At 40.1% G+C, this 23,778-nt stretch carries 21 protein-coding genes; 17 read left to right on the top strand and 4 right to left on the bottom strand.

Annotated features, from left to right (window positions below; genetic code table 11):
- Positions 1–117: 117 nt before the first annotated feature.
- Both gldJ and mfd read right to left on the bottom strand, forming a co-directional pair.
- Positions 118–1,341, bottom strand: a complete 1,224-nt coding sequence (gene gldJ / locus F824_RS0100915; protein WP_019595957.1) for a gliding motility lipoprotein GldJ — start codon at positions 1,339–1,341, stop codon at positions 118–120.
- 176 nt (positions 1,342–1,517) lie between these two features.
- Positions 1,518–4,874, bottom strand: coding sequence for a transcription-repair coupling factor (gene mfd, locus F824_RS0100910; protein ID WP_019595956.1), 3,357 nt, complete (start codon positions 4,872–4,874; stop codon positions 1,518–1,520).
- A gap of 148 nt (positions 4,875–5,022) precedes the next feature.
- On the opposite strand from mfd, the gene F824_RS0100905 reads away from it, so the two are divergent.
- From F824_RS0100905 to F824_RS0100890, 4 genes are all read left to right on the top strand, one after another.
- Complete coding sequence (locus tag F824_RS0100905) at positions 5,023–5,631, top strand: cytochrome c oxidase subunit 3 (protein WP_019595955.1); 609 nt, start codon at positions 5,023–5,025, stop codon at positions 5,629–5,631.
- A gap of 57 nt (positions 5,632–5,688) precedes the next feature.
- Positions 5,689–6,666: an FtsH protease activity modulator HflK gene (gene hflK / locus F824_RS0100900; protein ID WP_019595954.1), complete on the top strand. Its 978-nt coding sequence runs from the start codon at positions 5,689–5,691 to the stop codon at positions 6,664–6,666.
- Positions 6,663–7,601: a protease modulator HflC gene (hflC, locus tag F824_RS0100895; protein WP_026333413.1), complete on the top strand. Its 939-nt coding sequence runs from the start codon at positions 6,663–6,665 to the stop codon at positions 7,599–7,601. Before hflK ends, hflC begins: the two co-directional genes overlap by 4 nt.
- 82 nt (positions 7,602–7,683) lie before the next feature.
- A complete protein-coding gene (locus F824_RS0100890) occupies positions 7,684–8,148 on the top strand; it encodes an SRPBCC family protein (protein ID WP_019595952.1) in 465 nt (154 codons plus the stop codon).
- On the opposite strand, the gene F824_RS0100885 is transcribed toward F824_RS0100890, so the two are convergent.
- Complete coding sequence (locus F824_RS0100885) at positions 8,126–8,599, bottom strand: Fur family transcriptional regulator (protein WP_019595951.1); 474 nt, start codon at positions 8,597–8,599, stop codon at positions 8,126–8,128. The two genes, F824_RS0100890 and F824_RS0100885, sit on opposite strands and share 23 nt — an antisense overlap.
- A gap of 227 nt (positions 8,600–8,826) precedes the next feature.
- Between F824_RS0100885 and F824_RS0100880 the strand changes: the two genes are divergently transcribed.
- From F824_RS0100880 to F824_RS0100860, 5 genes are all read left to right on the top strand, one after another.
- Positions 8,827–10,083 carry an aspartyl protease family protein gene (locus F824_RS0100880; RefSeq protein WP_019595950.1) on the top strand — a complete coding sequence of 419 codons (1,257 nt, stop codon included), beginning with the start codon at positions 8,827–8,829 and terminating at the stop codon, positions 10,081–10,083.
- A 159-nt stretch (positions 10,084–10,242) separates the two neighbouring features.
- Positions 10,243–13,560 carry a PAS domain-containing sensor histidine kinase gene (locus F824_RS0100875; protein WP_019595949.1) on the top strand — a complete coding sequence of 1,106 codons (3,318 nt, stop codon included), beginning with the start codon at positions 10,243–10,245 and terminating at the stop codon, positions 13,558–13,560.
- A 144-nt stretch (positions 13,561–13,704) separates the two neighbouring features.
- Positions 13,705–14,295 carry a LemA family protein gene (locus F824_RS0100870; protein ID WP_019595948.1) on the top strand — a complete coding sequence of 197 codons (591 nt, stop codon included), beginning with the start codon at positions 13,705–13,707 and terminating at the stop codon, positions 14,293–14,295.
- A gap of 13 nt (positions 14,296–14,308) precedes the next feature.
- Positions 14,309–14,743, top strand: a complete 435-nt coding sequence (locus tag F824_RS0100865) for a TPM domain-containing protein (RefSeq protein WP_019595947.1) — start codon at positions 14,309–14,311, stop codon at positions 14,741–14,743.
- 6 nt (positions 14,744–14,749) lie between these two features.
- The gene (locus tag F824_RS0100860) at positions 14,750–15,556 is read left to right on the top strand and encodes a TPM domain-containing protein (RefSeq protein ID WP_019595946.1); all 807 of its coding nucleotides are present in this window, start codon (positions 14,750–14,752) and stop codon (positions 15,554–15,556) included.
- A 42-nt stretch (positions 15,557–15,598) separates the two neighbouring features.
- Here the strand turns inward: F824_RS0100860 and F824_RS0100855 are convergent, their stop codons facing one another.
- Complete coding sequence (locus tag F824_RS0100855; protein ID WP_019595945.1) at positions 15,599–16,291, bottom strand: ComF family protein; 693 nt, start codon at positions 16,289–16,291, stop codon at positions 15,599–15,601.
- Positions 16,292–16,372: 81 nt separating this feature from the next.
- On the opposite strand from F824_RS0100855, the gene F824_RS0100850 reads away from it, so the two are divergent.
- The 8 genes from F824_RS0100850 to F824_RS0100815 all read left to right on the top strand — a co-directional run bounded on the left by F824_RS0100850 (position 16,373) and on the right by F824_RS0100815 (position 23,334).
- Positions 16,373–16,720 carry a carboxymuconolactone decarboxylase family protein gene (locus tag F824_RS0100850; RefSeq protein WP_019595944.1) on the top strand — a complete coding sequence of 116 codons (348 nt, stop codon included), beginning with the start codon at positions 16,373–16,375 and terminating at the stop codon, positions 16,718–16,720.
- A gap of 1 nt (position 16,721) precedes the next feature.
- Positions 16,722–17,084 carry a hypothetical protein gene (locus F824_RS0100845; protein ID WP_019595943.1) on the top strand — a complete coding sequence of 121 codons (363 nt, stop codon included), beginning with the start codon at positions 16,722–16,724 and terminating at the stop codon, positions 17,082–17,084.
- 36 nt (positions 17,085–17,120) lie between these two features.
- Positions 17,121–17,882, top strand: a complete 762-nt coding sequence (locus tag F824_RS0100840) for an exodeoxyribonuclease III (protein WP_019595942.1) — start codon at positions 17,121–17,123, stop codon at positions 17,880–17,882.
- Between the two features lie 40 nt (positions 17,883–17,922).
- A complete protein-coding gene (locus F824_RS0100835; protein ID WP_019595941.1) occupies positions 17,923–18,324 on the top strand; it encodes an ATP-binding protein in 402 nt (133 codons plus the stop codon).
- Position 18,325: 1 nt separating this feature from the next.
- Positions 18,326–18,751: an rRNA maturation RNase YbeY gene (gene ybeY, locus F824_RS0100830; protein WP_019595940.1), complete on the top strand. Its 426-nt coding sequence runs from the start codon at positions 18,326–18,328 to the stop codon at positions 18,749–18,751.
- A 100-nt stretch (positions 18,752–18,851) separates the two neighbouring features.
- Positions 18,852–20,717 (top strand): tRNA uridine-5-carboxymethylaminomethyl(34) synthesis enzyme MnmG, encoded by a 1,866-nt coding sequence (gene mnmG / locus F824_RS0100825; protein WP_026333412.1) that lies wholly within the window; start codon positions 18,852–18,854, stop codon positions 20,715–20,717.
- A gap of 236 nt (positions 20,718–20,953) precedes the next feature.
- Positions 20,954–21,610, top strand: a complete 657-nt coding sequence (locus F824_RS0100820) for a class I SAM-dependent methyltransferase (protein ID WP_316928716.1) — start codon at positions 20,954–20,956, stop codon at positions 21,608–21,610.
- Positions 21,611–21,681: 71 nt separating this feature from the next.
- Positions 21,682–23,334 carry an Ig-like domain-containing domain gene (locus F824_RS0100815; RefSeq protein ID WP_019595936.1) on the top strand — a complete coding sequence of 551 codons (1,653 nt, stop codon included), beginning with the start codon at positions 21,682–21,684 and terminating at the stop codon, positions 23,332–23,334.
- Positions 23,335–23,778 lie beyond the last annotated feature (444 nt).

Here is a 23,778-nt window from a genome sequence, read left to right as displayed (position 1 = left end):
TGGATAATCTTGATATTTCGGTCTATGGTAGACATCCGTTATAAACGGCTGGATGTCGATGGATTTAAACAAAAAAAGGAGCCTGATGGCTCCTTTTTTTGTGTTTTTTATTGTTTGTTATTTCCCTTTTGCCCCGATGGAAATCATGGCGCAACGGAAGCCAATGCTGTTTGTTGCTGAATCCTGGTGCATAAATCGCCTAGTTCCTGGTGCAAGCCAGTAGGCCACATCTCTCCAAGATCCACCTTTGTAAACTCTGAAATTATCATCGATCAACATGGTCGTGTAATTTTCTTGTTCATCGTAAATCCCATCTTTTCTTAACGGATTCAAATCGTCAAAATCCTGAAATGAGAGTGGTCTGTAAACATCTTGTACCCACTCATTCATATTTCCAGCCATGTGATAAAGTCCAAAATCATTCGGAGGCATGTCATATACGTTGGTTGGTAGGATTTCTCCATCATTGGATTCTCCACCAGCGATACCCGCATAATCCCCACGCCCTCTCTTGAAGTTGGCCAAGAAGTCGCCTTGTTTCCCTTTTCTTTTTACGTCATATGGATTTCTAACTCCTCTTCCGTCCCAAGGGTAAATTCTTCCATTTTCTTGGTTTTCATCCATGTACTGCGTTCCGATCATGGCTTTTGCAGCATATTCCCATTCTGCTTCATTGGGAAGTCTATATTCCGCAAGGGCAACTCCTCTTTCAATTAATTGTCTTTTTGACAAGGTACTGTCAAGTCCTTCCTTTTCACGAAGAATATTACCAACAATATCGGTTCTCCATTTGGAGTAGGCGACAGCCTGACTCCACGATACCCCAGCAACCGGGTAAAAATTGAACCCCGGGAATCTGAAATAATAGGTGTCATACAAGTCATTGTATGACATCGCTCCCGCCCAGACCTTGTCCTTCGGCTCAAGCTTAAGGACCGAATCAGCGCTCACACTTTTTTTGATGTAGAACAGAAATTCCTTGTAATCATTATTGGTGACTTCCGTCTCATCCATATAAAAAGACGCGATGGTTACCGTTCTTTCCACGTTATCCCTAAATGCCATTACGTCCTGTTCTTGAGAACCTACTACGGTCCTCCCACCTTGGATATATTTCAGTCTTGGGCCCACCACCTGCTGCGCAAGTTTGGTTACCTGAAACTTAGAACTGTCATTGGGATCGAAGCTGAATTCCGCACCTGTAGATGCACTTGCTTTTCCAGGTTTTGCAGCAGTTCTTCTGCCGTATCCCGGTGTTTTGTTACAAGAAGATAGGATACCACCCATTACGATCAGGGCCGACACGGCTATCATACTTAGTTTGTTTTTTGCAAAAGCCATTTGAGAAAAGTATTTTTTGTGCACAAATTACAACGCTAATATAGAATCAATAATATTTTATCACAATATTATTTTTTCTTCAAAATTCCTTTCTTGGAATGGATTTACCCATTTCCGGCGAAGGAATACAAATATAGCTGACCCAAAAGCAATTTTCGAGCCATTTAATTTTATTCTTATTTATGATTATTTATCTCCAAAAGCCACTGTTTGGCTTTTTTGATGCTTTTCACACCCGTAATGGTGAGAATCAAACGATTTTTATGCTCCTTTATTTTACAGAATTTTGGATGCTTGGGGATGAAAGCCAATATTCTTCCAAATATTTCTGACTTATAATACTTTTCCTTGTGGGCTGGAAGAAAATAACATTTCATCACCTCATTTTTCAAAACCAATTTTTCAAAACCCAAGCCCTGAGCTATCCATCTTATCCTTACCGTTTCAAAGAGGTCGTGAACAACCTCTGGAATCGGACCAAAACGATCTAGAATAGAAACAATGTAGGCGGCTAGATCTTCCTCTTGTTTAATATTGTCCAATTTGGAATACAGATTGAGTCGCTCAGAAATATTGCTCACATAACTTTCCGGTATGAGAAGCTCCATATCCGTCTCGATGACACAATCCTGCACCAACACCTCCACTTTTTCCTTCAAATCATCTTCAAAAAGGGCAGCAAATTCATTTTCTTTCAATTCCTGAACCGCCTCATCCAGGATTTTGTGATACATTTCAAAACCCAGATCCGTAACAAAGCCACTCTGTTCCGCACCCAGCAAATTCCCAGCTCCTCGAATATCCAGGTCCCGCATCGCCACTTTTATTCCATCACCGAGGTCCGAAAACTCCTCCAGGGTCTGAAGTCTTTTCCTTGCCTCGGAGGTAAGTCCTGAAGTAGGTGTGGTGAGTAAGTAACAAAAAGCCTTTTTGTTACTTCTTCCCACACGTCCCCGCATTTGGTGGAGGTCACTCAAGCCGAACATGTGTGCCCTATTGATGATGATCGTATTGGCATTGGGGATGTCCAACCCTGATTCAATGATATTGGTGGAAACCAAAACATCGTATTCTCCCTCAATAAAACTTACCATGATTTTCTCCAACTTCTTGCCATCCATTTGTCCATGTGCTCCGGCTACCCTTGCATCCGGTACCAATCGCATGATTAGGTTGGCAATGGAGTCAATTTCACCTACACGATTATGGACAAAAAACACCTGACCGCCTCTTCTCAGCTCAAAGGCGATGGCATCTCTGATGATTTCCTCCTCGAAAGAATGAATCTCTGTCGTGACGGGCTGGCGGTTGGGCGGTGGGGTGGCAATCACCGAAAGATCCCTGGCCCCCATCAAGGAGAAGTGCAAGGTCCTTGGTATAGGTGTGGCGGTAAGTGTCAGCACATCTACATTCAATTTCAATTCCTTGAGTTGGTCTTTTACCTTGACGCCGAATTTTTGTTCCTCGTCAATCACGAGCAGTCCCAAATCCCGGAATTTGATGTCCTTGTTGACAATCCTGTGCGTCCCCACCAGAATATCGATTTCTCCGGATGCCACCTGTTTGATGATTTCCTTGATCTCCTTTGCGGTGCGGAAACGGTTTATGTAATCTACTCTTACAGGAAAAGCTGCCAATCGATCTTTGAAAGTATGGTAATGCTGCATGGCCAAAATGGTCGTGGGAACCAGGATAGCAACTTGCTTTCGGTCATTGAGTGCCTTGAAAGCTGCTCGGATAGCGACCTCTGTTTTTCCAAAACCCACATCACCGCAGACCAAGCGGTCCATCGGATAAGGTTTTTCCATATCGGCTTTTACATCCACGGTAGCGGAGGCCTGATCCGGTGTGTCTTCGTAAATAAAGGAGCTTTCCAATTCGATCTGCAACACAGAGTCTTGGGCAAAACTGAATCCTGGTGCAGTTCTTCTTTTGGAATAAAGGGCAATCAATTCCTTTGCAATGTCCTTGACCTTGCTTTTGACCCTTTTCTTTTTGTTTTCCCAATCTGGAGAGCCCAATTTGGACATGGCAGGTGCCGTTCCTTCCTGACCGGAATATTTCGATATCTTATGAAGAGAATGGATATTGACAAAAAGAAGATCATCATCCCTGAAAATCAACCTTACTGCTTCTTGTAATTTTCCGTTGACTTCGATTTTCTCCAAACCTGCAAACCTCCCCACACCATATTCTACATGCACCACATAGTCTCCTGGATGGAGCATTTTGAGTTCATTGAGGGTAAGCGCTTTTGATTTGGTGGATTTGTTTTTTGTTTTGTACCGGTGAAAACGCTCAAATATCTGGTGATCGGTGTAGCAAGCAATCTTGAGCGAACGGTCCACAAATCCTTCCCTTAAGCCAATCATAAGGGATTGGAATTTTAAAGTGGGATCCAATTCATGGAAAATATTTTCGAGTCGATTGATCTGTTTATCATTTTCAGAACAGATGATGTTGAGCAACCCATTTTTCTCGTTTTCCACCAAATTCGCCACCAGCAAGTCAAAATCCTTGTTGAAGGAGGGTTGGGGTTTGGAGTCAAAGTGAAAAACCTGACACTCCTTAAAATAAAATTTATGTCCAAATTCCACTTTTGTAAACCTCCCGATCTTGTCTACAAAAGTTTCAGAGCGGTCAAAAAGGTCCTTGGGTTGGATCAACAATCTGTCTTTTTCGACATCGTGCACAATTTTTGAAAATTGTAGACTGGCTTTATCATAGGACTCATCCAATACATCCAAGGTGAATTGATAATCCTTGAACCAAATGGTCGCTTTTTCCGGCAAAAAATCAGTGAATGACTGTCTAACCTCTTGGAGCAATCTGGTTTGGATATTGGGAATAATACTGATTTTATCGACGGGGCCTAAGGAAAGCTGCGTTTCCGGATCAAAAGTCCTGATGCTTTCCAATTCCCTTCCGAAAAGCTCAAGCCTGAAGGGATATTCATTTGCATAGGAAAAAACATCAAGAATGCCTCCCCTTATGGAGAATTGACCAGGTTCGTAAACGAAGTCAGATTTCTCAAAATCATAGGTAGACAATAATTCCGCAATAAATTCAAGATCGACTTTTTCACCCACGCGGGCCGTAAAAGTATTGTCCTTCAATGATTTTTTATTGATCACCTTTTCATACAGCGCCTCAGCATACGTGACGATGATCTCATTTTTGTTCCCTTTGACAAGGATTTTGTTGAGAATCTCCGCCCGCATCAGCACATTGGCATTCTCTACCTCATCAAATTGATAGGGCCTCTTGTAGCTTGAGGGAAAAAGCAAAAGGTCTTTTGTGTCCAAAAGCTCCTGAAGATCACTGTTGAGATAAGCCGCTTCTTCTTTGTCATGGGCAATGATCAAATGAAACCCACCAATTTCTTTGAAGATGCTGGAAAACAGAACCAAGTCAAGACTTCCTGAAAGACCTTTTACTTGAAAACTTTTTCCCTTCTCCGTTTGGAGTGCATGGGCCATGGTACGCACAAAAGGATCCTGATGATAAAGGGATTGAAATGCTTTTTTATCCAAAATTTTTGAACTGGGTTTTGACGGTAAGAAGTGCAAAGTTACAGAAATGATTTGTTTCCGCCTTAAAAAGACAATTATCAAATTGTCATCGAATATCTTGAACCTATGGATGATTTAAATGTTTATGAAAATAAAGAATTGTCCTGATATGCAAAAATCGAGCGGAACATGGTTCCAAAAAATAGAAAACATGCACCCTTATCAAACCCTGATGTATTTGGGGATGTTCGGAAGCGGTTTGATTTTCACGTTTATGACCTTGGCCTTTCTTTTATCTGGAGTCGGTAATATGGACGGAATCGGTTTCAGGATGCCCAAAGCCTTTATCGGGAGTACATTCATCCTTCTGATCAGTGGATATTCGGTTTCCAAGATGATGTTACATTTCAGGGAGGAAGAAATTTCAAAATTGAAAAACAGCCTATTGGCCACTTTTTTATCCGGACTTCTTTTTACGGTACTTCAGTTTATCGGGTGGAAGGAACTTACCGCCATGGGGATAGATTTCACAGGGCTTCCAAGGGGAAGCTTTTTATATGTCCTCAGCGGCATTCATGTCTTTCACTTGCTCGTGGCGATGGTTTTTGCCTTGATCATGTTGGTCCAGTATTCCAGAAAAGAAAAGGACCAAATCCAACATCTCATTCTATTGACCAATCCTTTTGAGAAAATGAGAATACACCTTTTTACCACCTATTGGCATTTTATGGACCTAATATGGATTGTGTTGTTTTTCACGTTTGTATTAGCCTTTTAGGCAAAAATTTTAGTTCTTGGAGATTTTAGACAAAACCTTACTTTATCAATAATAAATATGGCTGATCAAAATTACGAAATCAATATTAACCCCGATTGGATCAAGAAATATCTTGGGAAAATCATCATTGGACTAATCGTTTTGGCTGGCATCTTTTCCGGCGTCAAGACAGTGGGGCCTGAGGAAGAAGGAGTGGTTGTCCAGTTGGGTGAATATAACCGAACAGTTCAACCCGGACTAAGTTTTATCATCCCTTATGGCTTTGAAAAAATGTTTAAAATACCCGTCCAGCGTCAGTTGAAACAAGAATTTGGCTTTCGGACGGCCCAAGCCAGTCAGCGATCTGAATATGTGAAAACCGGCTATGCCGATGAGAGCATGATGCTGACAGGAGACCTGAATCTAACCGACGTGGAATGGGTGGTACAATATCGGATTACCGATTCATTCAAATACCTCTTCAAGGTCAGAAATGCTGACAAAACCCTAAGAGACATGTCAGAGGCGGCCATGCGAAAAATCGTCGGGGACAGAACTGTCAATGAGGTACTGACCGTGGGTCGTCAGGAAGTTGCTTCCAGTGTCGAAGTCTTGTTGCAGAAAATGTGTGACGATTATGAAAACGGCATTCGGATCGATCAGGTCGTATTGCAGGATGTCAACCCTCCCGAAGCGGTAAAACCTTCTTTCAATGCTGTAAATGAAGCCCAGCAAGAAAGAGAAACACTGATTAACCAGGCGGAAGCTGAATACAACCGGGTGATCCCAAGAGCTAGGGGTGAGGCGGAAGAAACCGTTCAACTCGCAGAAGCCTACGCTCTTAACCGTGTAAACCGCGCAAAAGGTGAGGCAGAAAGATTCAATTCTTTGTATGAAGCCTACATCCAGTCCCCAGAAGTAACAAAACAACGGATTTACCTGGAAACAATGGAGCGCATTATGCCAAAAATTGGCAACAAAATCATTGTGGATGACAAAGGAAACAGTGTGTTGCCTTTATTGAATATTGACAAAGCTAAAGTCCTAAAACCATGAGAAAAAGTATAATAGGATACATTGTAGTCGCATTTATCGCTGTATTGTTATTAATGAACAGCGTGTATATCCTCGATGAAACACAGCAAGCCATCGTTACACAATTTGGAAAACCTGTAGGAGATCCCAGAACCACTCCGGGTTTGAATTTTAAAACCCCCTTTTTGCACAAAGTACAGTTCTTTGACAAACGTTATTTGGAATGGGATGGGGACAGAAACCAAGTGCCCACCAAGGACAAAAAATTCATATTTGTCGATACATATGCCCGTTGGGAAATCACTGACCCGCTTCAGTTTTTTATCCGACTGAGAGATGAAAGGTCCGCCCAATCCAGGTTGGACGACATATTGGATGGGGAAACCAGAAATGCGATCGCCAGCCACGAGCTTCTGGATCTTGTTCGCTCCACCAACAGGGATCCCGAAGTCACGGAAGAGTTTATGGAGGAAATAGAAATTCTTTCCGATATCTCGGTAGGTAGAGATAAAATTGAAAAGATCGTGTTGGAGAAAGCAAATCTTAGGACAACTGACTTGGGCGTAAGGATTCTAGACTTTAGATTCAAACGGATGAATTACGTCGATGATGTCAGGGATAGGGTTTATGACAGGATGATCAGTGAAAGAAATAGGATTGCTGACCAGTTTCGATCAGAAGGCCAAGGTGAGGCTAGGGTCACGGAAGGAAACAAGGAAAGGGATTTGGCACAAATCCAATCCGAAGCTTTTAGACTTGCAGAAGAAATCAAAGGTAAAGCCGATGCAGAAGCGACCAAGATCTATGCCGCAGCCTTCAACAAAAACAGAACCTCTGTTGACTTATACAAATTCGTCAGGTCCATGGAAAGTTTGGAGAAATCTCTGGATGAAAACACAAGCCTAATTCTTTCCTCAGAAAGCGAGTTTTTCAAATATTTCAAAAAATTGAATTGACAAAAAAAAACCACTTGGTAATCTAATAACCAAGTGGTTTTTTTTCTAACAAGGAGTATCTTTAATTGCTTTTCTTCAGAAAATGAAAATAAACATATCCACTAAAGTTGAGCAGGACTACCTACAGGTAAAAGAGGGGTTTACTGAACATCTATTTTCCAAACTTAGCCCTCCATTCCCACCTGTAAAACTCTTGAGATTTGACGGGTCAAAAAAAGGAGATGTTGTCAGCCTTGAGTTGGATTTTTTGTTGTTCAAACAGGTCTGGACAAGTGAAATCACGGATGATCAGACAAGCGAAAGTGAATTTTTCTTTGTGGACAAAGGAATAAAGCTGCCATTTTTCTTAAAATCTTGGGAGCACAGACATCGAATCGTCAAAGATGGTGACTCGAGTATTATCAAAGATGAGATCACGTATGAAGGTCCAAACGGTGTCATGACCTTTTTGCTTTTTCCTGCACTTTGGCTCCAGTTTCTGTACCGTAAGCCCGTTTATAAAAAAATATTCAAAGGGTCTGCAATCAACCCAAGAACTTCAGGTTGACGCAATCGGGAATTTTACAATCTCCATAAAGGACCAAAGAATGGCTGGTGATACCAGATTGAAACTCGATACCGATCGCTTCTTTGATGAAATTGATGCGTTCATCGGAAAACTCACGAATTTTCCTGCATTGGTTGCAGACATGGTGGTCATGGTGTTTATAAGTCAATGCCTGCTCATAAAGGGCCACTTTGTCCTTAAATTGGTGTTTGACAGCCAATCCACATTCCACCAAAAGATCAAGTGTGTTGTAGATGGTTGCTCGGCTCAACGTATATCCATTGTTCCGCATCGAAAGGAATAAACCCTCGACATCAATGTGCTCATCTTGGGGCAGGGCATAGAGTTCGTCAAGGACAGAAAACCGCTCAGGGGTTTTCCTGCTTCCCTGTCTTAAGAGGAAATTCTCAAAAATCTTTTTCGCTTTTTCAACTAGTGACTTCTCTGCCATACCTTCAAGATCTAAAAATTAAAGATGCGGGATTTTTTAGATTTTTTCAAATCGAAGCCGCACAATGGTCAAAGATGGTACTTATTTGCTATTATTCTAAATTGGTCGTTGATTTTCGGAAGAAATACAGTTTAAATCTAAGCATTTAAAGATTTTACGAAACAAATTTATCCGCCTGTATATTATGCTTATATTAAGGAGTGATTTTCTCAAATATCAGCCCACATATGGCTTTAAAAATTCTGGTTCTGATTTTACCCTTGTATTTGGCCATTTCTAGTTTTGGAACCGCACAGGTACCGGGATTCTACATGAAGGAACCTTCGAGAAAAACTGAACTCCCATTTTTAGCATCGAATAATCTTATCATCATTCCGATTTCCATCAACGGAAGTCCTGCTATAAATTTTTTGGTTGATACCGGGGTTAAAACCAACCTCCTGTTTAGCAAGACCATTGGTGAGCAAATTGGTCTTGTCTTTACCAGAAAACTTGATCTGGTCGGTGCGGACGGCAAAACGGTGATCACCGCTTCTGTCTCACCAAACAACCACATGGATGCAGGCAATCTAGAGGGGATCAGCCAAACATTACTGGTTCTTGACGATGATTTCTTTGAGTTGGAAATGATCATCGGTGTTCCGGTATATGGCGTCATCGGGTATGAGTTTTTCAAATACAATCCTGTCAAAATCGACTACAATACAAGCAAGATCACTTTTTACGATTCCAACGTCATGAAATGGCGGCCTTTTGGATTCAAAAAAATATCCATGAAAGTGGAAAACAACAAACCCTACATCAACACAAAAATAAAGCAGGTTCAGGGAGAAGATCTCGATGCGAAGCTATTGATTGATACCGGTGCCAACCATGGCTTGCTCCTGAACATGGAAACTTCTGATAAAATCATATTGCCTCCTGTGTTTATTGAAACAGAATTGGGCAGGTCCTTGGGTGGTGATTTATTTGGTTTTGTGGGAAGAGTGAAGCAATTGTCCATCGATGGCATGAAATTCTCAAACGTGATTGCCTCCTATCCAGAAGAGACGGAGTACAGTTATGTGATCAAAGAGACTGGACGGCAGGGTAGTCTGGGGTCAGAAATCCTTGGACGAACGCGGATGATTTTGGATTACAGAAGGGAACGCTTATACTTGAAAAAAGGGGCTACTTTCAATAATCCTTTTGAACATGACATGAGTGGAATTACCGTAAAAATGTATCCCTTGGATGAAAAACGTTTTTATATTTCAAAAATCAGAGAAGGTTCTCCTGCTGCTGTGGCAGGTATCAAACTTCGGGACGAAATCATGACGATAAATAAAATACCCCTTGATTTTTGGGAATTATCAGACTTGGTAAAGCTCTTTCGATCGGAACCTAACCGGGAAATATTTTTGGAAATTAAGCGATTTTCAAATGACGAACTTGAGACTTTTGAAATGCTGCAAGTGAGTTTTAAACTTAAAAAGCAGATATAAATCTTCCAAAAATTGATGAGAACTGTTTTGTACAGACAGTTTTCATTAAAATTTTTAAAATTCCCTTTTCAATTTGTACATTTGGTACAAGATTTTTGACTTTTAATTAACTATAATACAATAATATAAATTACAATTGCTCACTCTTTTAAGAGAAAAATGTCAGACAGATTAAATTCTTCTTTTCAAAATATTTTACTTACTCTAAAAAAGTACAACGATCAAACTTTTGAATTGCTTTATGTTTCATCCGAAATCAAGCAGGTGATCTCGGGAAAGGAAAAGTTTTTTCAAGAAACTTTCTTCAACAGGATTTTTCCAACTTTGGAAACGAAGGTATTCGAATATTTATTCAAAACACTTGGAAATGGAGACAAATTTATTTGTCCACTGATTATCGGCAAGGATTTTTTCCACCTTGTCCAAATAGAGGGTTATGTGATCGCCCAAGAAGACCAATCCTATCTGATCAATGCACTGATCACACCTGTTCAGCAGGAAAATCCTGGGAAATTCAGCTGGTTGATGGATCCCTCAAATGGCATAGTATACTCCGGAAAAAATTCTGGAAAACCCGTCCAGAATATAACGAAATGGAATTCCTTTCTTATTGAAAAATTTCCATTTCTGGAGCTTGAAAAACTGACCGCCTTCCAGGAATCCCGCTCTGAGGAGGTATTGGCCGTATTTCCAGAACATATTTACCTGAGTCGAAAACCACTGAGCAATGGTTTTTTGCTTTTCCAATTGGAATATTTTCAATCCTTGCCGTCTGAAAAAGAATCAACATCCTCTTTTCTAGAATCCACAAAGCTTAGATTGATCTATTACGACTATTACCCAGAGAGAGCAGAAATACGGTGGTCTGGTGGATTGGAGGAGATCTTGGGTTATCCAGCTTCATTTTTTGAGGGATTGTCCAAAGAAGGTTGGAAAAACCTGATCCACCCTGAAGATCGGGGTATTTACAAAAAGGGATTGTCCCATTCGCCATCCATCGTTTACAGGATGTTGCACAGAAATGGATATTACATTTTCGTTCAGGAAGAAATAAAAGAATACGGAAAAAGTAAGGACCAAGAAAAAATGATCCTTGGCATTATCCGCGATATTTCCGAAATAAAAGAAATAGAAAAGGACCTGCTCGAAAACAAGACCATGGTGGAAGAGCTTACCGGAGTGGTCCCCGGAATGGTTTATATGCTCAAAACATTTCCTGATTTAAGCCATGAATTTATTTTCGTAAGTGAAAACATACGGCAACTAGCTGAAATTGAACCCCAAGAACTTCTTGAAGATGAGAAAAAATTCATGGACTTGGTACATCCTGAGGATATTGCGACGCTACTTCAAATAGATAAAGAATCTTACGAGAAAGGAACTAAATTTGAATGCTCTTTTCGTATTGTAACGGCCTCGGGGAAAACCAAATGGATTTACGGTGCTTCCAATCGACTTGAAAAATACCAGCAGGAATCAATCTGGGCAGGAATTTTTATAGATATCACTTATACCAAAGACAAAGAGAAGGAATCTTCCATCAACCTTCGAAAATATAAATCCCTTTTTGAAGAAAATCCTTTGCCGATTTTTCAATATGACAGGGATGGTTTCGTCTTGGACATCAACAATAGTTTTCTTCAAAAAATCGATCTTGATGACCCACTTAAAATCATTGGAAAAAACATATTTGATTTGATCGGGGATCAGCCCATCAAAAATGCATATCTGGAGAGTTTCCTAAAAGGCTATGGGTTTTATGAGGGTCCTTATATCAGTTATTTTAACAACAAACTTTTCTATTTGCGGCTCACCGCAAAAACAATGGATGATGGGAACAGCTTTCAAGCCATCCTGGAGGATATCAGTGAGCAGGAATACGTGCACAACATCTTGTCCCATCTTACCGAAAGCACTTCCAGGTTTAGCGGGCAATCGTTTTTGGATAAACTCACCGCCATTCTTTCGGAAAGATTCCAGATGGACCATTGTTTCATTGCAGAAGTAAACGAAGAGATCACCGAAGCCAAAATTATATCCTATTCCAAAAAAGGTCAAAAAGCCTCCAATTATTCCTATTCTATTTCCCAAACTCCCTGTTTGGAATGTTTGAATTCATCTAGCCCTATTATTTATACCAAAGACGTTTACAAGCATTTCCCCAACTCCAAGATCTTGGTAGAAGGACAAATATCTTCCTACTTGGGTGTACCGATCACGGATATGGAGAATAAGCGTGTGGGTTTGTTGGTTTTGATGGACGAAAAACCCCTTTTGTCCGGAACCTCCATTTCGCCTGTGCTCACCATTCTTGCAGACCGTATTGGTTCGGAGCTCGACAGAATGTATTATGAAAACAAGTTGGTCAACTCAGAACTTTTATTCAGGAGCATCGCTGAGAATTTTCCAAAGGGAACCGTAGAGGTATTGGACAAGAAACTGACCTACATCTATGCCGAGGGAAAAGAATTCAAGACATCAGGAATGGATCCCAAAAAACTGATCGGAACACCACACCTCTCCAAATATGAAAGTTTTGTTTCCAATGAAGTCCGCGAATATCTGGACAAAATCCTGAATGGGGAATCCGTAATGTTTGAGGTTATCATTGGAAATCAATATTACCTGAAGAGCGGAGTACCACTGATGGACAAATCAGGAGAAATTGACAGAATTCTCTTGGTGACCCAGAATATAACCGAAACCAAAATCGCAGAGGAGGAAAGAGAACAACTTATTCGAGACCTGAAATCCCAAAATGAGGAGCTTCAAAGATTTGCCTATATTATCTCGCACAATTTAAGGGCCCCAATTGTCAACATTTCTTCCTTGCTGGAACTTTATGACGAAGAGAAATCAGTCGACCCAGACAACAAGGAAATAATCGATAACCTGAAGATCTCCACATCTATTTTGAATAGCACTTTGCAAGATTTGATAGACGTCGTCTCCATCAAAAAAAACAAGCTCCCAAAAATAGAAAAAGTGGATTTCCTCCTCCTTTGCCATAACATTGAGATGAGTCTTCATAAACAAATCCGTGAATCCGGTGCGCTTATCCAGAAAGACTTTTCCAAAGTACCCAATATCAGTTATATCTATTCCCACCTTGAAAACTTTCTTACCAACCTGACTACCAACGCGATAAAATACAAACACCCCGATAGAAAGCCGGTCATAAACATCCGCAGTGAAGAAGAAGGGGGTTTTACAGTCATCCATTTTGAAGACAACGGCATAGGGTTGGACTTGGATCGGTACGGGGAGCGTTTGTTTGGCCTTTATCAAAGATTTCACTCCCATGTAGAGGGTAAAGGCCTTGGGCTCTACCTTGTTAGAGAACAAATCAGATCCCATGATGGCAACTTAAAAGTAAGAAGCCAAGTTGGGGTTGGCACCACCTTCTCAATCTACCTCAACCAATTGAAATCAAATATTGAAGATTTGAAAAAAGGAAAGTCCAATCCCCACAATTGATTTCATTTTGGTCTTTTGGAAAAACCTTTAAATTCAAAAACCAGAAGTTCCTATAAAAAATCCGGTTTTCGACAGTGGATACAAATTATAAGAACCGTTTAAGTTAGATTTGCGTTTAGAAACTGTTTAAAAAATAAAAACACAATGAAAAAATTCTTGATTCCCATTATTGTCCTGGTACTGATCGGGATTTTTGTTTACACAAAAGCAGTCGGTGTTTATAACCAATTTGTCCAAACTGAAGAAACAATTAATGGAGAGTGGGCGGAAGTTGAAACCCAATATCAAAGACGGGCAGATCTGATTCCCAACTTGGTGAATACTGTAAAAGGTTATGCTGATTTTGAACAAGAAACACTGACAGGAGTCATTGAGGCGCGATCTAAAGCCACCTCCATCAACATCAATGCTGAGAACCTTACACCTGAAAAAATCGCGGAATTCCAACAGGCTCAGGACCAATTGAGTGGCGCTTTGAGCAGATTGCTTGTCACTGTAGAACGCTACCCTGACTTGAAGGCAAACCAAAACTTCCTGGAATTACAGGCACAACTTGAGGGGACGGAAAATAGAATTGCGGTAGCAAGAAGGAACTTCAACCAATCTGTACAGGCTTATAATTCAAATCTCAGAACCTTCCCGAACAATATCTTTGCCGGCTGGTATGGATTTGATCGTAAGGGATATTTCGAGGCCTCCGAAGGCTCAGAAAATGCTCCAACAGTACAATTTTAATCAAATTTGATCCATGGCCGAGAAATTATTTAGTCCTGAGGACAGATCCATAATCATTGGAGCCATCCAGTCTGCTGAAAACGAAACTTCTGGAGAAATCCAGGTGCACATAGAAAACCATTGCAGTGGCGAGGTCTTGGACCGCGCCGCTGAGGTTTTCGAAACCCTGAAGATGCACAAAACCCAGTTCCGCAATGCGGTTCTGTTTTACCTCGCGGTTGAAGATCATAAATTTGCCATTTTGGGAGATGCCGGGATCAACAGTGTGGTTTCTAAAGATTTTTGGGAAAACATTAAGGAAGAAATGACTGTGAGCTTCAAAAAGAAACATTTCACCGAGGGGCTTCGCAAAGGTATAGAAATGTCCGGCCAGCAATTGAAAGCCCACTTCCCCTACGACCAAAAAGGTGATGCCAACGAACTTCCAAATGAGATCTCATTTGGGTAATTAATTATGCAAAAAAGAATCCTACTTCTCTTCTTAATAAATATCATTTCCATTTCCTTCTTATGGGCACAAAGTGATTTTCCGCCTTCGCCCAATCCACCGAGATTGGTGAATGATTTTACCCAAACACTTTCTCCCTCCGAAATATCACAACTGGAAAACAAATTGGTGGCCTATAATGACAGTACCTCTTCCCAGGTGAGTATCGTCATGATCAGGTCAATTGGGCCATATGACATCAGTGATTATGCTTTCAAGCTGGGTGATTTGTGGGGAATTGGAAGAAAGGACAAAGAGAACGGCATCCTTATCCTCGCTGCAATGGAGGATAGAAAAGTATTTATAGCCACAGGATATGGCATGGAAGGTGCAGTCCCGGATATCTTGGCAAAACGGATCGTGGATCAGTTGATTGTTCCAAATTTTAAAATGGAGCAATATTATACGGGCTTGGACAAAGCCACTGATATGATCTTTAAACTTGCTTCGGGAGAATATCAGGCAGATAAAGTCGTCTCAAAAGGGAACCATGGAGGAGCAATCGTATTCTTCCTGTTTTTTCTTTTCCTTTTCGTAATTCTTCCCATGCTCAAAAATAGAAAAGACAACGACAACCATATGGGTGGAAAAGGTGGTGGAATCGATTTATTCACCAGCATCATGCTTGCCAATTTGCTCAGAGGCGGCGGAGGAGGGAAATTTGGCGATTTTTCTTCTGGGCGTGGAGGATTTGGCGGCCGCAGCGGCGGCGGAGGATTTGGTGGATTCGGCGGAGGATCTTTTGGTGGTGGTGGAGCCGGTGGCAGTTGGTAATCCAACACCATCAAATAACAAGATTATCCACTCCTCACCAAGCTATTTCCCTGCGGCAATTACTGCCAGGTCAACTGTACCTGCACCAGCCATCAGCAGGCTGTTGGCACAAGAGGTAAGGGTGGCTCCAGTTGTCATGACATCATCCACCAAGAGTATTCTTTTTCCTTTGATTTCGTCAAAATAACGGACGGAAAAAACATTGGCTACATTTTCTAAGCGCTCCATTCTCGATTTCTGCGTTTGCGTATCGGTAAATTGATCTCTTTGCAAACTCCTTGAAATGGGGACTCCCAGTATTTCACTCAAGCCCAAAGCAAATTGTTCGCTTTGGTTGTATCCTCTCCTTTTTAATTTTATGGGATGTAAGGGCACAGGTATGATATAATCCCAATGGGAACCAAAACCCCATTCGCTAAGAATGTGGCCATATATCCTTCCAAGTTCAACCCCTATTTCGGGTTTATTCCTGTATTTGAGCTGGTGAAGCAATTTTTGACTGGTCCCTTTTTTGGTGAATTGGAGAAAGGAAATGACCAAGTTTGGCTTGGTAAGTCCCAAGATTTTTAGGGAAAGTTCGTTATTTTGAGGCCTTTGGTGGTAATTGGTGATCGGAAGAGATCCGATGCACACCTTACAGAGTTGGTTTTCAAAAACAAAAAGACTCCTCTTACAAACACAACAGGTTTTTGGGAAAACCAAGGACAGAAAATCTTCAAAAAAAGTGAAACGCATCTCGAAAAAGGGTTGTTACAAACAATGGGCGGAAAATACCTGTTATATTTGCCAGTTAATTAAAATTTTAATTAAAAGTTAATGAATTTAATAGAAGAATTCAACACCTATAGAGGCCAAATGAACGAAAAGATCATGGCCGCAGACAACAAAGTAATAAAAAGATTCTTCAATTTGGACACCAATACCTACGCAGCAGGTGCTGTTAATGTCAAAACAAAAGAGATGATCGGGTTGGCATGCTCTATGGTCTTGAGATGCGATGATTGTATCAAGTACCATTTGGGTAAATCCTTTGAAGAAGGCTTGAGCAAAGAAGAATTGTTTGAGGTATTTTCCATTGCAACTGTTATTGGCGGATCCATTGTAATCCCACATTTGAGAAGAGCCGTAGAATACTGGGAAGAACTAGAAAACACAGTAAAATAACATGTTCAAAAAAGATCTCGATCTCGACAAACGATTCAACAAACTCCTCTTTGGAATACAAGAATTGGTTGGAAAAAAGCCCGCCGATCTCAACGGAGTGTTGTTCCTGATTGGCGTCCAGGAATTGGGACAGGGGCAACGGAATTTTACAAAAGAACAAAAACAAGACCTGATGCATATCGCAGTCTGCAAGGTATTGAGTCTATCGGGTTTTTATGAATTGGACTTCATTGATCAAGACGGGTGGCCACATTGGAAACTGTTGAAAAAACTTCCCCATTTCAATGCCTTGGAACAAGAAAAACTACTCAAAATCCACACGCTGGATTATTTCGAGCAAGAATTCCAGATAGAAATCAAATAATTTACTTGATTTGGGAACAAAAACAATCAATTGCAAATGAAATTCGTATCCTATAATGTAAATGGCATCCGGGCAGCCTTAAACAAAGGTTTTAAAGACTGGTTAATAGCCGTGAATCCAGATGTAATCGGTCTTCAGGAAGTAAAGGCTTTGGAAAACCAAATCGACCGAAGCCAATTTGAAGACCTAGGTTATCACATCTATTGGCACCCTGCCGTCAAAAAAGGATACAGTGGAGTAGCGATCCTAAGCAAAATCAAACCCAACCACGTCGAATATGGAATGGATCATTCCCTATATGACGATGAGGGGAGAATCATCAGAGCGGATTTTGACGGGGTTTCCTTCCTTTCTGCCTATTTCCCTTCTGGGACTACAGGTGATGTAAGACAGGACTTTAAATATCGCTTTCTGGATGACATATATGGCTATTCTCAAGACTTGATAAAAAAAATTCCTAATTTGATATTGAGTGGAGACTACAACATCTGCCATAAGCCAATCGATATCCATAACCCGATATCCAACAAAAATTCCTCGGGATTCTTACCCGAAGAAAGGGCTTGGATGGATAAGTTTACCAGTACAGGATTTGAAGACAGTTTCAGGCTGTTCAATCAGGACCCCCACCAATATACCTGGTGGAGTTACAGAGCGGGGTCCCGAGGTAAAAATTTGGGTTGGCGGATTGATTATCATATGACGACAAGTCCACTTAGGGAGAAGATCAAAAGGTCGTTGATTTTACCAGACGCCATTCATTCCGATCATTGTCCAATTTTAATAGAGTTGAACTAAAAATAAATAAGTAATTTATCAATTTTACCATAAAAGCTTCATGAAATCTATTAAAATTTCAATTCCCTCTTTGATTGAAAACATAAAAATCGTAGAAAGCTTCATTGACAACGCAAGAGACAGATTTCAAATCAATGATGACATTTACGGAAACATCATGATTTCGGTAACAGAATGTGTAAGCAACGCGATTCTCCATGGAAACGGTGCTGATAGCGCCAAAAACGTGGGCCTTGAGTTGTTTTTTGAAGAAGACCAAGTTCGGTTTATCGTAAAAGACGAAGGAAAAGGATTTGATTTTGAAAACATCAAAGATCCAACATCACCAGAAAACTTAGAGAAAATGGGGGGTAGGGGAATTTTTATCATGAAGCACCTGTCTGATGATGTAAAGTATGAAGACGAAGGAAGAAGAACCATCTTGACATTTTACATCTCTTAATATGGCGATTCAGTTTTTTGAAGAGGAAATCAAATTCCAGCTTAAAGAAAAGAACAAACACAAAAAATGGCTGAAGAAAATCGCCGAAGAAGGTGGATACTCTATTGGGGAAATAAACTATGTGTTTTGCTCTGACGAATACCTTCACCAAAAAAACCTGGAGTACCTCAATCACGACACACTCACAGACATCATCACTTTCGACAATTCTGAAGGGGATAACAAAATAGAGGCAGACATCTTTGTCAGCATAGACAGGGTAATAGACAATTCCCAAAGAATGGACATTCTATTTGAGACAGAATTGCTGCGCGTAATGAGCCACGGGATTTTGCACCTAATGGGCTACAAAGACAAAAAAGAAGAAGAAGTGCTGAAAATGAGAAAAATGGAGGAAGTTTGCATCCATCATTTTCAAAACATGTAAATGTTTCACGTGAAACATTTACAAATACACCCCGTGGAAAACACACTAAAATCCATAACAAACGGAAGTGTTCCACGTGAAACAATTAAGAAAACGATTTATGTTTCCAATATACGACGTAATAGTAATAGGGGCGGGTCATGCAGGTTGTGAAGCTGCGCATGCCGCGGCAAAAATGGGATCAAAGGTATTGTTGTGTACCATGAACATGAACACCATTGCCCAGATGTCCTGCAACCCAGCCATGGGCGGTGTGGCCAAAGGTCAAATCGTGCGAGAAATCGATGCGTTGGGAGGAATGTCAGGCATTGTTTCAGACAAGTCGACCATTCAGTTCCGAATGCTCAACAGATCAAAAGGGCCTGCCATGTGGTCCCCGAGAGCCCAGAATGACAGAATGCGATTTGCTGAAGAATGGCGGCTAGCCCTAGAACGAACACCAAATGTTGATTTTTGGCAAGAAATGATCAGTGGAATTGTGGTAAAAGACAATAGAGTGGTCGGGGTCAGAACAAATATAGGCATTGAAATTCTAGCAAAATCCGTCGTTCTTACAAATGGCACCTTCCTGAATGGGATCATACACATTGGGGAAAAACAATTTGGCGGTGGTAGGACCGGCGAATCCGCTTCAAAAGGAATTACAGAGCAACTTGTAGGCCTTGGTTTTGAAGCTGGGAGGATGAAGACCGGAACACCGCCTCGTGTGGATGGCAGGAGTTTGGATTATACCAAAATGGAAATCCAACACGGAGACGAGAACCCAGAAAAGTTCTCCTATTCTGATGAAACCAAGCCGATAAAAGAACAAAGACCGTGTTGGATTACCTACACAAATACAAATGTCCACAAGGCCTTAGAAAAAGGCTTCGACAGATCTCCAATGTTTAATGGACGTATCCAAGGTCTGGGCCCGAGATATTGTCCGTCCATTGAAGATAAAATCAACCGTTTTGCCGAAAGGGAGAGACATCAAATATTTGTAGAACCTGAGGGTTGGGATACAGTTGAAATCTATGTAAATGGTTTTTCAACCTCATTGCCAGAAGATGTACAGTACGATGCAATCAGAAAAATAGAAGGTTTTGAGCAAGCCAAGATGTTCCGTCCTGGATATGCTATAGAATATGATTTTTTTCCTCCAACCCAACTTAAGGCAACCCTGGAGACTCATTTGATAGAAAACCTGTATTTCGCAGGGCAGATCAACGGGACAACAGGATATGAGGAAGCCGCTTCACAGGGATTGATGGCGGGAATAAACGCATCGTTAAAAACTGATGAAAAAGATCCTTTCGTGTTGAAAAGATCTGAAGCCTATATCGGTGTATTGATCGACGATCTTATCAACAAAGGCACAGAAGAACCCTATCGCATGTTTACATCCAGAGCGGAGTTTCGATTGCTTTTGAGACAGGACAATGCAGATTTGAGATTGACCCAATTAGGCCATCAAATCGGTCTGGCAGATGATGTCCGTATGGAAAAAATGCTTGACAAAAAAGCAGATACCGCCAGATTGATCAATGACCTCAAACAAAAAAAACTCGCTCCAGAAGAGATCAATATCAGCCTAGAAGGTTTGGATACAGCAACCATAAAGGAGAAAATAACCTTGGAAAAGCTATTGAAAAGGCCTCAAATAGGATTGACACAAATTATGGAATTGGATGCTAATCTAAAGCAATATCTATCCAAATACAGCAAAGACGCTTTGGAGCAGGCAGAGATTCTGATCAAATACGACAGCTATATAGAGAAAGAACAACAGATGGTCGAAAAACTCAACAATATGGAAAATTACAAAATCCCCATAGAATTCGACTATCTGGGAATAACAGCCTTATCAGCGGAAGGTAAACAAAAACTCAACAAAATAAGGCCCGAAACATTAGGGCAAGCATCAAGAATAAGTGGTGTGTCACCAGCAGATCTATCCATACTAACGGTTTACCTAGGAAGATGAGAGAAAGATTAACCAAATGCCCACTTTGTAAAAGTGGGCTTTTTCTTAATCATACAGAAGTTAAAGACTTTGCTGTTAGCCAAGAAAAATTTTTGCTTTGCCATTGTTCCTCTTGTAAGTTGATATTTACAAACCCAAGGCCAGAAGAAAAAGACATAGGAAAGTATTATGATTTTGAGGGGTATATTTCACACCAAGACAAATCAAATAACCTAACCAACATTATATACAAGTGGGTGAGGAAAATAACCCTAAAAACCAAAATTTCATGGATTCAGGAGAAATGCCCACAACCTGGTAGATTGTTGGATTATGGGTGTGGAACTGGTTATTTTTTAAAAACAGCAAAAAGATCGGGATGGGAAGTAACTGGCATTGAACCCAACCAAGATGCAAGAAAAATAGGAAAAGATTTTGGACTCAACATCTTAAAAACCATCGATAATCTTGATGAGGAAAAGAAATTTGATGCCATAACATTATTCCATGTATTGGAACACATTCACTCATTGAGGAAAACGAGTAAGAAATTAATCAAAAAACTCAAAAATGACGGCTTCCTCTATATTGCTGTTCCCAATTATGATTCATTCGATTCCCTTCAATACAAAAACAATTGGGCTTCCTTGGATGTACCGAGACATTTGTATCATTTCACCAAAGAAAGTATACAGCACTTTGCCAATGAAATGAGCATGGAAATTGTAGATCAAAAGCCTATGGTTTTTGATAGCTATTATGTTTCTCTTTTATCAGAAAGTTATGTCCATCCGAAAACAGCCAAATTGAAAAACTTGATGAAAGCACTTACAATGGGCTGGAAATCAAATAGATGGGCAAAAAATAATGATGGAAAATATTCAAGTATTTTGTTTATTTTGAAGAAAAAATGAAATTAATCCATAAATTATTAATATTTATAGCAGTATTCATACTTCATTCATGTGCTAAACAAAGCACGCCAATGGGAGGTCCAAAAGACCTGGATCCTCCAAAATTATTGGAAACAAATCCTAAAAACAATGCGGTCAATATTAGACCATCGACCATCACCCTCGATTTCGATGAATACATAAACATCGAAAACCCCAACAAGCAAGTGATTATCACACCGAGAATAAAAAAGGATGAGATGCAGGTCTTAGCGGTAAAAAACCGTGTGACCATGAAACTGAATCAAGAACTTGAGGACAACACCACCTATGTGTTCAATTTCCAAAAAAGCATTACAGACATCACAGAAAAAAACCCAGCGGAAAATCTTAAACTCGTCTTTTCTACAGGTGAGAATATAGACAGTTTAACATTCTCGGGAAAAGTAAATTTCTTGTTTCCACAAAGAGAAAAAAACATGAAAGATGTACTGGTGGGATTGTATCCATTATCAGACACGACAGATGTACTCAGCGGGCCTCCCTATTACATAGGACAAGCTGATACCTTGGGAAGATTCCAAATCACAAATATCAAGGCAGGAGCATACAGTGCTTATGCCTGGCATGATATCAACAACTCCCTTAAAGCTGAAGATAAAACAGAACCATATGGGTTTTTGGATGCTGAGGTCAACATAACAGACAATATTGACAACGCACAATTTTATATATCAAAAGCTGATCTATCTCCCATTAAGATTAATAGGAGTTCGCCTGTAGGCACCAATTATGACATCATTCTAAGCAAACCCATCACAGAAGTAGAAGTAGAGCATCCAGACATTCATAAAAAATTGTTTTATAGAATCAAGGACAAAAATATGCGTTTTTACCACACTGATTTTGAAGGAGACAGTACGGCCATTGGGTTGGTTTTCAAAGATTCCGTAGGTTTCAAAAAGGATACAATGGTCTTTGCCAAATTCCAAGAGAGTGATAGATCAAAAGAGAAACTGGAAAGCACAATCAATTCTGGGACTAATTTTGTCAGAAAATTTACCTCGGAGATAACTTTCAACAAGCCCATAAAGAAAATAACACTGGATTCCTTATTTGTCAAATATGATACAGCATCAATTATACCGGTAAAACGAGAGTGGATATATTTAAAAGACAGCTCGGATTATACAAAAATATACATTGATATCGCTATTCCAGATTCCTTAAAGAATGAAGTATTCACAGTTTATTCAGCAGATTCAACCTTTTTTGATGTAGAAGGACTTACAAACGAAAATAAAATTGAGGGAACGTACAGGAAACTAAAAAAGGAAGTTCTTGCGGATGCTTTGAGAGTAAAGATAAACAGCAATAGATATCCACTCATCATCCAATTATTGAACAACAAAGATCAGTTGGTCAAGGAAGAATACCTCAAAGACAAAAATGAGATTGTATTTATGGAATTGGAAGCGGGAACCTATCGAGTAAGAGTTATCGAAGACCTAAACGGAAATAGGAGATGGGATCCATCAAATCTCACGGAAAAAAGACAAGCCGAGCCGATATATTACCATATCAATTCCGAAAATGACAACTCACGGGACATCATCTTAAAAGCAGGATGGGACAATGAAATCACCATCAATCCTTTAAATCCCATTGGACTAGGCCTTTTGAAAAATGGAGAAAACGAACCCTCGCCAACAAAAGATGAAGAAAATCAACCCACAATACGGTAGACAAGTACCCATAAGACTGTGCATAAGTAAGGATAAAATGGGTACAAAAAGAGGTTTGTCCCCAAATGAGATTTTTAAAAAGAGTAAAATTTTTTAAAGTATGGACAACTCTATGGTTGTACACCCTTGTCAACAATTACAAACACAAGTTTTTATGAACAGCTATCTTTTTCGGGATTGTTCACAACTTTATCGGTTTTTTACAAGGGTAGATGATAATGAAGAAGTTATCAAAGAAAAAAATGTGGGTAATAGGTGCATAACATTCATCGATTCAAAAAAAATCCTGTGGGAAACTATTTGAACAATTGTTATCCACATATCCACCCTATAATAACTTTAATAGTTCTCTTCTTAAATTAATCAAATAAATATACAATAGGGTGGATAACTTATTTTGATCGCTTTTGCTTTCCTCAAAGCTTTTTGATACCTTAAAAAAAC

The organism is Rhodonellum psychrophilum GCM71 = DSM 17998 (assembly GCF_000381545.1).
Classification (GTDB): Bacteria; Bacteroidota; Bacteroidia; order Cytophagales; family Cyclobacteriaceae; genus Rhodonellum; species Rhodonellum psychrophilum.
The sequence above is the reverse complement of the archived record's forward strand: the minus strand, read 5'-3'. Positions and strand labels throughout refer to the sequence as shown.

What these genes read in the sequence shown, in the direction of transcription:
- F824_RS0100850 (WP_019595944.1), top strand. Translation starts at nt 16,373, where the DNA reads ATGAATTTAATAGAAGAATTCAACACCTATAGAGGCCAAATGAACGAA.
- F824_RS0100815 (WP_019595936.1), top strand. Translation starts at nt 21,682, where the DNA reads ATGGGAGGTCCAAAAGACCTGGATCCTCCAAAATTATTGGAAACAAAT.
- F824_RS0100885 (WP_019595951.1), bottom strand. Translation starts at nt 8,599, where the DNA reads ATGGCAGAGAAGTCACTAGTTGAAAAAGCGAAAAAGATTTTTGAGAAT.
- F824_RS0100835 (WP_019595941.1), top strand. Translation starts at nt 17,923, where the DNA reads ATGAAATCTATTAAAATTTCAATTCCCTCTTTGATTGAAAACATAAAA.
- F824_RS0100870 (WP_019595948.1), top strand. Translation starts at nt 13,705, where the DNA reads ATGAAAAAATTCTTGATTCCCATTATTGTCCTGGTACTGATCGGGATT.
- F824_RS0100855 (WP_019595945.1), bottom strand. Translation starts at nt 16,291, where the DNA reads ATGCGTTTCACTTTTTTTGAAGATTTTCTGTCCTTGGTTTTCCCAAAA.
- F824_RS0100890 (WP_019595952.1), top strand. Translation starts at nt 7,684, where the DNA reads ATGAAAATAAACATATCCACTAAAGTTGAGCAGGACTACCTACAGGTA.
- F824_RS0100875 (WP_019595949.1), top strand. Translation starts at nt 10,243, where the DNA reads ATGTCAGACAGATTAAATTCTTCTTTTCAAAATATTTTACTTACTCTA.
- F824_RS0100905 (WP_019595955.1), top strand. Translation starts at nt 5,023, where the DNA reads ATGCAAAAATCGAGCGGAACATGGTTCCAAAAAATAGAAAACATGCAC.
- ybeY (WP_019595940.1), top strand. Translation starts at nt 18,326, where the DNA reads ATGGCGATTCAGTTTTTTGAAGAGGAAATCAAATTCCAGCTTAAAGAA.
- F824_RS0100860 (WP_019595946.1), top strand. Translation starts at nt 14,750, where the DNA reads ATGCAAAAAAGAATCCTACTTCTCTTCTTAATAAATATCATTTCCATT.
- hflC (WP_026333413.1), top strand. Translation starts at nt 6,663, where the DNA reads ATGAGAAAAAGTATAATAGGATACATTGTAGTCGCATTTATCGCTGTA.
- mnmG (WP_026333412.1), top strand. Translation starts at nt 18,852, where the DNA reads ATGTTTCCAATATACGACGTAATAGTAATAGGGGCGGGTCATGCAGGT.
- F824_RS0100880 (WP_019595950.1), top strand. Translation starts at nt 8,827, where the DNA reads ATGGCTTTAAAAATTCTGGTTCTGATTTTACCCTTGTATTTGGCCATT.
- gldJ (WP_019595957.1), bottom strand. Translation starts at nt 1,341, where the DNA reads ATGGCTTTTGCAAAAAACAAACTAAGTATGATAGCCGTGTCGGCCCTG.
- hflK (WP_019595954.1), top strand. Translation starts at nt 5,689, where the DNA reads ATGGCTGATCAAAATTACGAAATCAATATTAACCCCGATTGGATCAAG.
- F824_RS0100845 (WP_019595943.1), top strand. Translation starts at nt 16,722, where the DNA reads ATGTTCAAAAAAGATCTCGATCTCGACAAACGATTCAACAAACTCCTC.
- F824_RS0100840 (WP_019595942.1), top strand. Translation starts at nt 17,121, where the DNA reads ATGAAATTCGTATCCTATAATGTAAATGGCATCCGGGCAGCCTTAAAC.
- F824_RS0100865 (WP_019595947.1), top strand. Translation starts at nt 14,309, where the DNA reads ATGGCCGAGAAATTATTTAGTCCTGAGGACAGATCCATAATCATTGGA.